The sequence below is a fragment of the Micromonospora sp. ATLC20 genome (assembly GCF_057196585.1).
In genome coordinates, this window is the sequence record NZ_JBXUOV010000014.1 from 1 (window position 1) to 13,803 (window position 13,803).

Sequence of the window (13,803 nt, forward strand, 5' to 3'; positions counted from 1 at the left end):
CGCGCAGGCCCAGCAGGACGGCGGCGAGCGCCGCCAGCCCGGCGAGCGCCAGCAACGCCGCCCGCCGGCCGATCCCAGCGGTGGAGCCGGACGTCTGCTCGGCCGCCTCCGCCCGGGGTGCCTCCTCGGGCAGCACGGCGGTGACGGAGGCGGTCAGGTCGATCTCCGGCGCGAGGCCGCCGGTGGTCTTCGCCGTCTTCAGCACCCGGTTGCGGACCTGCGCCGGGTCGAGGTCCGGGTACGCCGACCGGATCAGCGCCGCCTGCCCCGCCACGTACGCGACGGCGTGGTGCGTGCCGGTGCCGGTCACCGGCCGGGTGCCGGTGATGCCGAGGCTTGTCACGTCGACGCCCGGCGCGACCACGTCCACGCCGCCGGACCGGTAGCTGCCGGCGGTACCCCCGTCCGGCCCGATCCCGCCCACGCGCAGCACCGCATCGCGCAGCGGTACCTCCGGATCCGCCGGCTCCTGCTCGCCGGCGGCGCCCACCACGACCACCACGCCCGCGTCGACCGCCTCGTTGACGGCGGTCACCACCTCGGCCTGTCCGAGGTCCACCTGCGGCCCGACCGCGATGACGGAGGCGCCGGAGCCGACCGCCGCCCGGATGCCGGCCGCGCTGGCCGCGGCGGAGGCGCCGGCAGTCCTGCCCGCCACGCGGACGGGCATGACCGCCGCGTCCGGCGCGACGCCGGCGACCGCCGACCCCTTCACCGGCTGCGCCACGATCAGCCCGGCCATCGCCGTACCGGTGCCGAGACAGTCGGTGTCACCGCGGGTGCCGCCGGTCGCCCGGTCGACGCCGGTCGTCACCCGGCCGGCGAGCGGGGCCAGGCTGCCGGCGACGCCGGAGTCGACGACTGCCACGAGCTGGTCCCGGCCCCGGCTGTGCGCCCACGCCTGGTCGGCGGCGACGCGCGGGCCGGCCCACGACGAGGTGGCGCGCGACGTCGCGACGGTGCGGCACCCCTTCGGCGGGCGGGCGGCCGCGTCACCGTCGGCGGTGCGCTGCCCTTTGTCCGGTGTGGATGTACCCGGTGCCGGCTTCGGGGCCGGCGGGACGCCCTGGCGGACCTCGCTGCCGTACGCGTCCCACGGCAGCACGAGCACCCAGCCGGCCCGGAGCCGGGCGCCGTCGGTGAGGGTGCCGCCGTCCGGCTGGATCCGCCCGCTGTTGAGCGCGAACAGTTCGGCCGCTCGCGCGCCGTCCCCGAGGAACCGCTCCGCGATCTCGGTGAGGTTCTCCGGCTCGCCCTGGTGGGCCGCCTCGACCGTGTAGAACTTGACGGGCTCACCGTCAGGGCGGGCCGCCGACGCCGGAAGTGGCGTCAGCGCGAGCACCGCCGACGCGACGACGGCGGCGAGCGCGGCCCGGACGACGGCCGGTGCGGTACGCGTCATCCGCGGCCACCTCGGGTGCCGGTCACGGGCGTGGTCCCGGACGTCGCGTGGTGCCGCGGACGCCGGGCGTCCGAACCATCCGTCATCGATCCACTCTTGAACCCGGTCGAGAAGACTGTCCATACCAGACGGGCAGGCTAGCATCGCGGATCCCCGATGCACGAAGCGCCGCCGGACGATCCGGGCCGGCATCCCCGCGGCCCGCATCCGCCGCGAGACGCAGACCTCCTCCACCAACGTGCTGCCGTCGCGGCCGACACATCCTCTCGACCGTCCTAGGACATCAGCCCGGTCCGGGCAGGCTGTTCACGAGGGCGTGCAGGTAGGCGGCGTCCCCCGGCACGCTGCGCAGCGGGTTCGCGACGGCGGCGGAGTTGCGTAGGTCTGCGGTCAGACGACCGCGGGAACGCGGTCGCGGGTGGCGCCGTTTAGGCGGGCGGCGTCCTCGCGGGGAGGCGCCCCGAACTGGCGGCGGTACTCACGGCTGAACTGCGACGGGCTCTCGTATCCCACCCGCGCGCTCACGCCGGTGACGTCGCGGGGATGCGTGGCGAGCAGGAGCCGCGCCTCCTGCAACCGGATCTGCTTCTGGAAACGGATCGGGCTCATCGCCGTCACGGCCTGGAAGTTGCGGTAGAAGGCCGACACGCTCATTCCGGACAGCCGGGCCAGCTCCTCCACCCGGAACGACTGCGCATAGTGGTCGCGGATCCACCGCACCGCCCTGGCGACGTGGCTGAGGCTGCTGTCGGCCAGGCCGAGCTGCCGGACGGCCCCGGTCTGTTCCCCGGTGAGCAGATGCCACAGGATCTCCCGCTTGACCAGGGGCGCGAGCACGGCGACGTCCCGGGGCCGGTCCAGCAGCCGCAGTAACCGGATCACCGCGTCGACGAGTTCGTCCGGCGCGTCGCTGACCACCAGGCCCGAGGGCGTTGCGCCGGGCACGGGCGGGAGGTCGCCCGGCGCCGCCTGCAACAGCAACTCCGCGACCGTGGGCGGGTGCAGCACCAGGCCGAACCCCAGTGCCGGCGAGTCGGCGCCGGCCCGGGTGAAGCGGCCGGTGACCGGCAGATCGACCGACGCGACGAGGTACTGACCGGCGCGGTACTCGTACACGCGGTCGCCCAGCGCCATCTGCTTCGCCCCCTGGGCGACGAGTGCCATGACGGTGCCCGACATCGACGTGGCCGGCGGACTCTGCCGCTCGACCTTCGAGATCAGCACACCGTCGATGGCGGTGCTCATGTCCGGCCGCGCGTGACGGGCCAGCAGCGCTCGCAACTCAGCCAGATCCACCCACCGATTAAAGCACGACCGATCCTCGCAAGCTGAGTAGGATCAGGCAAGTCTTCGCGAGCATGCTTCTAACGTTTCACCTGCTCAAGCTGCTTCCATTGAGTCGTCGGATTTCCGGGACGAGCCCGGATATGACAATTCAGGAGGCACTGCGATGACCGTCCGCCACGGGTTCCACGCCACCATGACCGCCCGGCCGGGAAGGGCTGACGACCTGGTCGGCCTGCTGCTCGGCGCGCCGTCCCTGCCCCATCCGGACTGCCTCGTCTTCCTCGTGTCCCGCTCGGCCTCCGACCCCGATGTCGTGCACGTCGTCGAGGGCTGGACCAGCGCCGAGGCACACCGCCGGTTCTTCGCCGGGGCGCAGGCCCAGGATCTCGTCGCCAGGCTCCAGCCGCTGCTGGCCGGCGAGTCGACGTACACGGACGCGGTTCCGGTCGGCGGGAAGGCGCGTTTCTGAACCGGCTGCCGCCGCCGGCCCGCCCCGATCCCCGCCACCGGAAGGACCCTCTGATGAACTCCCCTCGACCGGGCCTCGACCCCGAGTTCCTGGCAGCCCTGGCCGAACTGCCGTCCATGCCACCCCTGGGCCCCCAGGTGATCGAATTCGTACGCCGGCTCCCTGAGCCACCGATCGAGACCCACCTGCGCGACCGCGCGGTGCGACGGCGTGAGGTCACCGTCCCCGCCGCGGACGGAACGCCGATCCCGCTGTCCGTCCTCAGCCCGGCCGAGCAGGCGGCCGGAGCGCCCTGCGTCTACTGGATCCACGGCGGCGGGATGATGTGGGGAGACCGTTTCTCGAACATCGACATCCCGCTGGAGTGGCTCGACCGGTTCGGCGCGGTCGTGGTCACCGTCGACTACCGGCTGGCCCCGGAGGCCACCGGCACGACCCTGGTCGACGACTGTTACCACGGCCTCCGCTGGGTGGCCGACAACGCCGCCGCCCTCGGCATCGACCCCGACCGTGTCGTCGTGGCCGGCGCCAGCGCCGGTGGCGGCCTGGCGGCCGGGGTCACGCTGATGGCACGCGACCTCGGTGGACCGGCAGTCGCCGCCCAACTGCTGTCGTGCCCGATGCTCGACCACCGCAACGACACCACGTCCAGCCGGCAGTTCACCGGCCCGGACGGCGTGTGGACCCGGGAGATGAACGAGTTCGGGTGGCGCAGCGTCCTCGGCGACCGGACCGGCGCGGAGGTCTCCCCCTACATCTCCCCCGCGCTCGCCGGGGACCTGTCCGGCCTGCCGGCCACGTACATCGACGCCGGGACGGCGGAGGTCTTCCGCGACGAGGACGTCACCTACGCGAGCCGGATCTGGGCCGCCGGAGGCCAGGCCGAACTGCACATGTGGGCCGGCGGCTTCCACGGTTTCGCGGCGCTGTTCCCGCACGTGCGCGTCTCGGCCGCGGCCCGGCGGGCCCAGGCCGACTGGCTGGCCCGGATCCTGGAGCCCGGCCCCGGGCACCGGGACTGACACCCGGGACGCACGGCCGGCGCGAACCGCTCGCGCCGGCCGTGCCCCGGTGGGGCCACGTCACGGACAGGGGCCGCCCGCGCAGACGTCGATCACCTTGCCGGTGAGCAGGAACACCGCCTTCTGCCGCTGTGCCCCGGGCTGGGCGCGCGGGAACTCGTGCGAGTCCTCCCCGTACTCCGGTCCGGCGGGCGCCAGGTTGGTCGGCGGCGGCGCGTACGCGGCGCCGCTGTTCCACACCACCATCGCCGAACCGGCGTACGGGTACCGGCGGATCGGCGCGATGCCCCAGAACGGCCGCACGTCCGGTGACCAGCCGTCGGCGAGCGCCGGGGTGTGCAGCCGGGCGCCGACGGTGCGCGCCTGCACCTCCGCCGCGACGGTCGACACCTGGTGGTCGCCGAACGCCACGTGCATCAGCACCCGGTGCGCCGGGGTACGCGGCAGCGGCCGGTCGGTCATGTGCTGGGCGTACCCGTTGGCCTCGGACCGGTCCCACAGCATCTGCAGCAGGCCGAAGACGATCTGCTGGTCGATCCGGTCCGGGTAGTAGCCGTCCATGACGGTCTGGAACGGGGCGAAGTCGACGCTGCGTTGCAGCAGCGTGGAGTAGTTCATCGCGGGCACCCCGAGGACCGAGCGGGTCCAGTCCTGGGCGATGGCGGTGAGCGCGCCGCCGTTGATGCCGCCCTGGCTGTTGCCGTCGTAGTGCAGCCCGCCGGCCACGTCGATCAACGGCCGACCGGCGGCGTCGCGGAACGCCGGGTGGGCCGCGAACCCGTTGCGGTGGATCATCGTCCGGCCCAGGAACAGGAAGTTCAGGAAGCTCTGCTGGAGCCGGTCGGCCACCGCGGGGAAGGCGCTGAGGTCGGTGAACGCGCCCGCCACGTACGGGACGTCGGCGGCGGCCATGCCGATCCAGCTCGTCGCGCAGAAGGTGAAGTCGTACGTCTGCGACATGGTCTTGACGTTGCCGGCGTTGATCTCGGTCGGCCGGCCGAGCAGGCCGTGGCCGTAGAGCGAGAGGTGCGCGGGCCTCGTGGCGGACGCGCTGCGCGGGATGTTGCAGACGAAGTCGGCCGCCACCGTCGTGCCGGACGGTGTGGGCAGCGCGTTCGGCGTCGGCGGGGTGCCGTCGCCGCCGGGCGGCCCGTAGTGCAGCCGGGAGCCCGGTCCGCCGTCGCCGGTCAGGTAGGACGGTACGGCGACGGTGCCGGTGACCTGCCGGGCGATCAGCGGGTCCTGCTCAGGCGTGTAGTCGGTGACCTGGGTGACGGTGAACGAGGGCGCGCGGCGGCCGAGCGCGGCGAACGCGCCGTCCCGGACCGCCAGCATCCGCCCGGTCAGCCCCTGCCGGCTGGCGACGGTGAAGTCCCAGGCCAGGTAGAGGCTGTGCCGCTTGACGCCGGCCCGGCTCAGGTCGGCGAGGATCCGCTTCATCTGCGGCGCGCGCGGGTCACGCCGGTCCAGGCCGGCACCGGTCACATACGCGCGGAACTCCTTCGGGGCCGGGATCAGCGCGCCGTCGCCGTCGCGCATGCCGCGCAGGCCGACGACGTACCGGGCGCCCTCGGTCAACGCCACCGCCGGCCGGATGATCAGCGCCTGCCGGTCCGGGTTGCCGGCGGCGTGCGCGTCCAGCTCGGCCCAGTACGGCGTACGCCGCCCGGTGCGGGCGTCGAGCAGCACGATCGGCGCGTCCGGCGCCAGCGAGCGCGCGACGTCGGTGACCGGCGCGATCCGGGTCCGCGTGACGTCGAGGCCGGGTACGCGCGCCAGGATCGGCGAGCCGGGGCTGAAGCCGTCCTGCCGGTTCCACTCGGCCGGGTCGATCGGCACGCCGAGCACGTTCGCCGGCATCGCGGAGGCCGCGAACCGCACCCGCTTGCCGGTCGGCGTGCTGCGGTCCGGCACGGTGAAGTAGTCGTTGGGGAACGGCAGCAGGCAGGCCGCCGGGTCGATCGGGTCGCAGGACCGCTGCCCGGCCGGCGCCGGGGGCGCGGACGGCGCCGCGGCGGCCCCGGAGCCGAGCAGCACGGCCGATGCGGTCACCAGCGCGGACACGGCGAGACGGAGCCGTCTGGGGGTGGGCACGCGTGTCTCCTTCGACATCGGACGGTGGTGTTCTTCCTACGCCCGTGAACTGATCTCGGCAAGGCCCCGCACATCGACACTGCCGGATCAACGACGAAGAATCCGCAGGTCAGGCGCGCAGTCCTACGGTGGGTCGCGAAGCACTCACGTCCAGTGGAGGACGTCATGACCACTCCCGCCCCCACCCCACCGCCTCAGCTCCAGGTCGCCCTCGGCACCCCCGGGGACCCCGGCTCGGTGCACGCCGTCACGGACACCGGCACGACGCTGCTCGTCGCCCACTACCCCGCGTCCGGCGCCGGCCGGCTGCACGTCCTCGATCCCCGTACCCTCGCCCCGGTCCGCCCGTCCCTCGCGGTCGGCCATGAGCCCCGCGCGGTGGCCTGGCACCCCGGACGCGGGCAGGCGTACGTGATGAACCGGGGGGTGCAGAGCTACAGCGTCTCCCGGTGCGACCTGGCCACCGGGACGGTCACCGACATCCCGATCGGCTTCGGGCTGATCGCGATCGCCGTGGACCCGGTGGCCGACCTGCTGTACGTCGCCGACTGGGCGCACCGGCGGCTGCACGTCATCGAACTGGCCGACACCACACAGCGGAGCGTGGTGCCGCTGCCGTCGGCGCCGAACCGCCTCGCGGTGGCCCCGGACGGCACCGTCTACGCGGCGCTGTACGTCAAGGGCCTCGTGCCGGCCGACGACGCGCTCGCCGTGCTGCGCCCGGACGGCACGCTCACCGTGGCGCCGGTCGAGCCCGCCCACCTCCAGCCGGGCGGGGTGGCGGTCGCGCACGACGGGATGATCTACCTCGGCTCGCTCGGCGGCGGCACCGTGCACCCGCTGTTCGGCGTGCACGACCCGGACACCGGCGCACGGCTGGGCGCGGTGGTGAGCGCCGCAGGCGTCCGTGACCTCGCGGCCGTGCCGGGACTGTCCCGGGCCTGGCTGGCGACCGACAAGGGCGCTCAGCTCGTCGACACCACCAACCCGTACGCGCCGCGCACGCTCGATCCGATCACCACCGGTCACGCCCCGTACGCGGTGGCGGTCACCGCCGACGGCACGGCGTACGTGGGTGACGTGGTGGACGGCACGGTGTCGCTGATCCGGCCGGACGTGGCGGACCTGCCCCTGGACGCCGTCGCCACGCTGCTCACCGAGGCGGGCTTCGCCCCCACCACCGGGCTCGGCGCGGCGATCCGGGCGTACCAGACGTTCCACGAGCTGCCGGTGACCGGGCGGCCCGACGCCGTCACCGCCGCCCACCTGACCGCACCGGGCTGCGGCACCCCGGACCGGACGACCACCACCGGTTTCGTCCTCCAGGGTGGGCACTTCCGGCACACGAACCTGACCTACCACCTCGGTGACATGACGATGCCGTACGCCCGCGACGAGTTCACCGACGCGCTGAAGCACGAGCTGATCCAGGTGTCGTTCGACGTGTGGCGCGAGGTGCTGGGCGAGAACTGGTACGGGCCGTTCGAGTTCACCCGCGTCTTCGACCCGGCGCAGGCGGACATCGTCTTCTCCGTCGGCGACGACCCGGTCTTCCACGACACCGGCTGGTTCCGGACCGTCTACGCGGTGACCAAGTGGGGGGCCGCTCCCGGCTGGCCCGACGCGGGCGGCCAGCTTCCGGTCATCTTCAACCGGAAGATCAACTGGGACGCGCACGGGTACTTCGACGTCGACCTGCACGGGCCCGACTTCCGGCACGTCGCCACGCACGAGATCGGCCACGCGTTCGGGCTCAACCACGGCAAGAGCGGCAACGTGATGCACCGCAACGCGAGCTGGTACCGGGTGCCCAAGTCCGACGACCGCAACGGCCTGTTCGCCATGTACGGGCGGCTGCCGTTCACCGACGGCGTCGGCATCCGGGTGCTGCCCGGCGTGGACCACGTCGCGTACTCCGACTGCGAGCGGCACCTCGTGGTGCACTACCCCGAGGGCGACGGGTGGACGTGGACGCGGCTCACCGCGGACGTGGGTGCGCCCCGGATGGCCCGCGGCAGCGCCCCGTCGCCGTTCTTCGCCCACGACGGCGTGCCGTCGTACGTCTACGCCGCAGACGGCGGCCACGTCCACCAGATCTGGTACGACCAGGGCCAGTGGTGGTGGGGTGACCTGACGCAGGACAGCGGCGGCCCGCCCGCCATGCGGTACGGCCCGCACGCCTACCGCAACGGCGACACCCAGCGGGTCGTCTACAGCGCCACGGACGGCCGGACGATCCGGCTGTCGCAGGCGCCCGGGCAGGGATGGGTCTGGCAGGACGTGTCGGTGGAGGGCGCGGTCGCGGCCGACGGCACGCCCTACGGGTACGTCGACGGCGTCACCGGCCTCGACGTGATCGTCTACCGGGACGCCGAGGAGCACCTGCGGATGCTGTGGGAGGGCCCCGAGGGCTGGGGGCAGATCTCGCTGACCTGGGCCACCCAGGCGGAGAACCCGCTGCCGCTGACCATGATGCCGGTGTGGGGCGAACACCGGGCCGGCGAGCGGCACCGGGTGTTCGGCCTCGACCACCGGCAGGACATCCGGATGTACGCCGTCGGCGACGACGGCGCCTGGCACACCCGGTCGCTGACCGCGGAACTCGGCCTGCCCGAGTGCAGCGCGTCGGCGGTGCAGCGGCTGCCCGGCGTGGACGGCGCGCCCGACGGCTGGCTGCTGGTCTTCGCCGACTTCGACGGCGGCCTGTGGGAGCTGACCGGGGACGGTGACACGTGGCAGGCCGAGCGGGTGCAGATCGACGGGATGCCGCCGGTGGGGCGCAGCCTGCTGTCGGTGTGGCTGGGCGGCGACCGGCTCCAGGTCACCTACACGGCCGCGAACGGCAACATCCAGTTGCTGTCCCGTTCTCTCGGCGACCACGACTGGCAGCGCACCAACCTGACCCGGGTGTCCGACGTGGTGTGACGGGCGCCCCCTCCCGCCGTCCGCCCTTTGCCGGTGGCGGACGGCGGGAGGGACACCGGGCTAGCCGACGACCACGACGCGGCCCTGGTTCAGCGGTTGCAGGTGAGACGGGTCGAGATCGTCCGGTGCGCCCCGGCCGCTGTCGTAGACGACACGCCCTCCGTCGCTCTCCCAGATCCTGATCCGGAACCGGTCCACGTCCCGTCCGTCCGGGGCGTCAGCGACCGTGAGCTGGTACGCGTACCCCGGCCGGCCGTTCACCGTGCCCTCACCGCCGTACCGTCCCACCGATCCGGCGACGGTCAGGCGCTCGTGTGTCGTACCGGCGAACGTGAACTCGCGTCCCGGCAGCCGGAAGGTGGTCGCGCCGAACGGCGTGGGCGAGCCCTTCACCAGGCCCGCGACGAAGGCGAACTCCCCCGGCCCGGTGGCGGCCACGTCGGCGCTGAGCGCGCCCGCCGGTGAGACGATCGCGCCGGCGCCGGCGACCGTCACGTCCGACGGGTCGTAGACCACGATCCGTACCGTCTGCTGCCCGGTTCCGCCGTCGTCACCGGTCACTGTGAGGCGCGCGACGTGCACGCCGGGCCGCAGATCGCCGGTGGCGACGCAGCCGCCCTCGTTGCGGTCCTCGCTGACCACGCCGGGCGTGGCCGGGGCCGGACCCTCGCCGTCCCAGTCGACAGCGCACCGGTGGGTGTCCGGCACGCCCGGGTCGGTGAACGTGGCCCGCACGGTGACCGGACCGGCCACCCGCAGCTCCTCGTCGAGCGCGATCGGGCTCACCTCGACCGGCCGGTTCGCCACGGTGACGGTCACCGTGTCGGTCGTGGTGCCGTGGCGGGCGTCGGTGGCGACCAGTTCCAGCCGGTACGTACCGGCCCGGTCGGCGCGGAACGACGGCGTGCGGGCCGGGCCCTCCAGCCGCAGGCCGCCGCCGAGCCCGCCACCGTCCGGCTGGGCGAGCACCGCCCAGGAGAGGGTCACCGGGTCGCCGTCCGGATCCGTGGTCCGGGTCGCGTCGAGGGTGACGGTGTCGCCCTCGACGGCGGCCCGGTCCGGCCCGGCGTCGGCGGTGGGCGGGCCACCGGGCGGCAGGACCCGGCCCACGGTCACCTCGGTACGCGCGGTGGCCCGCAGGCCGTCGGCGTCGGTGACGGTGACGGTGACGACGTGCCGCCCCTCGCTGAGCTGACCCGGGGTACGGGTGGCGCCGGTGCCGAGGTCGCCGTCGCGGTCGGAGGTCCAGCGCACCGCCGACCCGTCCAGGTCGCCCTGTTCCGGGTCGGTGACCGACGCGGCCAGCGTGACCGTCTGCCCGGTGGCGAAGAACGTGCCGCCCAGCGGAGCGGTGATCCGCACCGCCGGGTTCTTGCCGGCGACGGTGAGCGGGCCGCTCGTCGCGTCGGCGGTGTTCACCCCGTCGGTGACCCGCACCCGCAGCCGGCCGGTGGCCGCGCCGCCGGTGCCCGCGAGCTGCGCAGCGTCCACTGTGTACGACGACCCGGTGAGCCCGGAGGCCAGCACCCGCCAGTCGTCACCGCCGTCCGGGCTGTACAGGATGCTCGCGGTGACCGGGCCGCCGTCGGCGTCGTCGGCGCTCCAGCCCACCGTGACCGGCCCGGTGGCCGGTACCGACGCGGGTGGCGCCTCACCCGCCAGCGCCACGACGGGCGGGTTCGCCGACACCGCGAGGGTGGCGAGGTTCCGCCCGGCGCGGGTGTCCACGAGCGTCACCCGGCGGGTGCCGGGGACGAAGTCGACGACCTCGTGGAAGGGACGTGTCGCGGCGTGCTCGGTGGCCGCCCCCGGGGTGAACGGGTGCTCGGCGAGCGTCGTCCCGGCGGCGTCGAGCAGCCGCAGCGCGTACGGGCCGGGCGTGGTGGCCGGACGCTCGGTGGTGCGGGTCAGCCGCTGCCCGGTGAGGGTGGCGTCACCGTCGCCGACGGCGCCGGACAGCGCCAGCAGGTCACCCGTCGCGCCCTGCTGGGCGGGCGGGTTCTGGACGCGGCTGCGCCACAGCCGCCACAGGTCGTCGGAGATCCACTTGTTCCGGCAGTAGCTCATCATGTCGGCGACCGGCGGGCTGGTGTCCGGCGCCCAGACGACCCGGCGCGGAGCCCCGACCGAGTAGTCGCCGATGTCGTAGCCGGCGAAGCGGGGATCAGCCGGGTCCGGCCCGCCGATGGTGCCGCGCGGGTACGGGTAGGTTCGCCGCCCGGTCTCGTCGTCGGGGTCGTCGGTGCACTCCACGTGCTGCGCGCCGAGCAGGTGCCCCAGTTCGTGCAGGATGATCGTGGGATCGTGCGACCCGCCGACGGCCACCCATCCGGGGATGCCCTCGGCCCGGCCGCCCATCTGGGGCCGGTTCACCATGACCAGGTGGTAGACGCCGGGTTCCCGCGTCCCCGCCGTCGCGGTCAGGTAGTTGTTCAGCACCGGGAGCGTGTCCGAGGCGTCGCGGTAGTAGCTGTCGTCGCCGATCCAGCGGAACGGCTCGTCGGTGCGGTAGTCGGCGCGGGTGACCTCCAGCCGGCTCGTCGGCAGCGTTCGCCGCAGCAGCGACTCGGCCCGGTCCAGGTCGGACTCGGGAGGCAGCACGGTCTGCCCGTCGCGCTGGTAACCGATCCGGATCAGCTTGACGCGTACCGGTTCGGACGCCTGGAAGCGCACCGTGCGCTCGGCCACGTTGTCCAGGTAGTCGGGTTCGGTGACGCGGCGGTCCGGGTTGATCTCGACCCGCAGCCTGACCTCTCCCTCGCTCGTCCACGTGGTGGGCAGCTCGAACAAGAACCCCCCGCCCAGCTGTCCGCGCCGTACCGTCCGGTCCGGCACCAGCAGGCGGCCCGGGTTCGCCGGGGCGAGCGGCGGGCCCAGCGACGTACCGTCGGCCCGGAACCCGTGCAGGGCGGCCGTCACCGCGGGCGTCGCCGCGTCGGTGCCGACGTACGCCCGCACGACGGTGCGGCGGTCGGCGACCAGGTCGACGGAGTTGCCCAGGTCCTGGATGACCTGGGTGGCCTCCAACCCGTGCACCGTCAGGTTCGGCCCGGGCGCGGTGCAGGTGTTCAGGTAGACGCGCAGGGTGTTGTCGACCTCGTCCAGGACGGCCACGTCGAGGGACTGGTTGTTGTCGAACCGGCCCACTGCCGCCTGTACCGGCCGGCTGCCCGCCGCGAGCACCGCCGGGCTGCCGAACGTGCCGTCACCGTTGCCGGGGAAGACGTAGACCGCCCGGCTGGCGTAGCCGACCACCACCAGGTCCGGACGGCCGTCCCGGTTGACGTCGGCGACGTCCACGTCGTGCGGGCCCTCGCGGCCCGGGGTCAGCGGCCCCAGGTCCAGCGACGGCAGCTCCCGGGGAGCCGGCGGGAAGCCGCCGGCCGGTGGGTCGCGGAAGTCGCTCCACAACCGGATCCGGTCCTCGCCGAGGATCGCGACGGCCGCGTCGAGCCGGCCGTCGAGGTCGAAGTCGGCGATCGCCGGCTGCAACGCCTCGCCCAGCCCTTCGAGCCGGGGCGCGGGGCTGTTCTTGCCGTCACGGATCACCGAGACCGTGCCCTGCCCGTAGCTGCTGAGCAGCACGTCGGGCACGCCGTTACCGGTCAGGTCGCCGGCGGCGAGGAAGTCGGGCCGGACGTATGACGGCTGGTCGCCGAGGAGGAACCGCTGGTCGAAGCTGCCGTTGAGGTTGCGGAACACCAGCACCCGGTCGTCGTCCGGATCGGACTGGATCCGGGGGTCGACGACGGCGAGGTCGGGCCGCAGGTCGCGGTCGAAGTCGGCCACCGCGACGTCCGCCACGCTACGACCGTCCAGCAGGAGCCCGCCCGGCCCGAATCTCGAGTCGGTACCGGCGTTGCCGTACCACATGCTCACCCCGTCGGTGGTGGCGACGGCGTAGTCCGGTTTGGCGTCCCGGTTGAAGTAGCCGACAGTGAGGCGACGCGGCGTGCCCGACGCCGGATACACCTCCGGCGGGACGCCGGGTCCCACCGACGTGCGGAACGTCCCGTTGCCGACGGCGATGAGCTGGTGCACGTCGCCGTCGCCGCTCGCCGACGCGACGAGCAGGTCGTCGAAGCCGTTCTGGTTGGTGTCGACCGCCTCGACGTCACGGGGCCCGGCGACACCGGCGACCGCCGGCATGGCCGTGAACCCGAACGTCTCGCAGCCGGCGACGAGGCCCGCTCCCGGCGGGCCGGCGACCCGGACCGGTGCCGCGGCGCCGGGCACCGTCGCCCCGGGCCCGAGCAGGACCACCGCCAGAACGGCCGCCGTCGCGGCGGCCCACCGGCCTGATCTTCGTGAACGCATCACTGCCACCTTTCCGCGCGCACGACCGTCCGGCGTGAGGCCGGACGGCGACGCACGATCGTCGTAGGAGAGTGGGAGGTCTCGATCGGATCGACCGGGAGACGGCCGGCCCGGGCCGGGTGCCGCACACGGGGCACCGCCGGTCCGGTACGAGTCTCGTCCCCCGGGGACGTCCGGCTACAGGGTCGGCGGTCCAGGGCGGCGCCACGGCGTGCCGGATCTTTCTGTCCGCACGCAAGACAACCCCCTGCCCATCCGGCCACATCGGGCGGTCGAGTCGGGAAGAC

The 13,803-nt window shown here is 73.9% G+C and carries 7 protein-coding genes; 3 read left to right on the forward strand and 4 right to left on the reverse strand.

The genetic code is table 11. The features are described 5' to 3' along the window. Together AC2CHG_RS05435 and AC2CHG_RS05440 are read right to left on the reverse strand one after the other, a co-directional pair. Positions 1-1,402 (reverse strand): S8 family serine peptidase (locus AC2CHG_RS05435; protein WP_484524274.1); only part of this gene is annotated, 1,402 nt, incomplete at its 3' end. 390 nt (positions 1,403-1,792) lie between these two features. Continuing rightward, complete coding sequence (locus tag AC2CHG_RS05440) at positions 1,793-2,698, reverse strand: AraC family transcriptional regulator (protein ID WP_402813503.1); 906 nt, start codon at positions 2,696-2,698, stop codon at positions 1,793-1,795. A 154-nt stretch (positions 2,699-2,852) separates the two neighbouring features. Between AC2CHG_RS05440 and AC2CHG_RS05445 the strand changes: the two genes are divergently transcribed. Both AC2CHG_RS05445 and AC2CHG_RS05450 read left to right on the forward strand, forming a co-directional pair. Next, positions 2,853-3,158 carry a putative quinol monooxygenase gene (locus tag AC2CHG_RS05445; protein WP_366623369.1) on the forward strand — a complete coding sequence of 102 codons (306 nt, stop codon included), beginning with the start codon at positions 2,853-2,855 and terminating at the stop codon, positions 3,156-3,158. Positions 3,159-3,211: 53 nt separating this feature from the next. Next, entirely contained in the window at positions 3,212-4,180 is a 969-nt protein-coding gene (locus tag AC2CHG_RS05450) for an alpha/beta hydrolase (RefSeq protein ID WP_484524275.1), read from the forward strand. A 60-nt stretch (positions 4,181-4,240) separates the two neighbouring features. Here the strand turns inward: AC2CHG_RS05450 and AC2CHG_RS05455 are convergent, their stop codons facing one another. Continuing rightward, positions 4,241-6,274, reverse strand: coding sequence for a hypothetical protein (locus AC2CHG_RS05455; RefSeq protein ID WP_262015042.1), 2,034 nt, complete (start codon positions 6,272-6,274; stop codon positions 4,241-4,243). A 165-nt stretch (positions 6,275-6,439) separates the two neighbouring features. On the opposite strand from AC2CHG_RS05455, the gene AC2CHG_RS05460 reads away from it, so the two are divergent. After that, positions 6,440-9,199: a matrixin family metalloprotease gene (locus AC2CHG_RS05460; RefSeq protein ID WP_484524276.1), complete on the forward strand. Its 2,760-nt coding sequence runs from the start codon at positions 6,440-6,442 to the stop codon at positions 9,197-9,199. Between the two features lie 60 nt (positions 9,200-9,259). On the opposite strand, the gene AC2CHG_RS05465 is transcribed toward AC2CHG_RS05460, so the two are convergent. Beyond that, positions 9,260-13,516 (reverse strand): FG-GAP-like repeat-containing protein, encoded by a 4,257-nt coding sequence (locus tag AC2CHG_RS05465; protein WP_484524277.1) that lies wholly within the window; start codon positions 13,514-13,516, stop codon positions 9,260-9,262. Positions 13,517-13,803 lie beyond the last annotated feature (287 nt).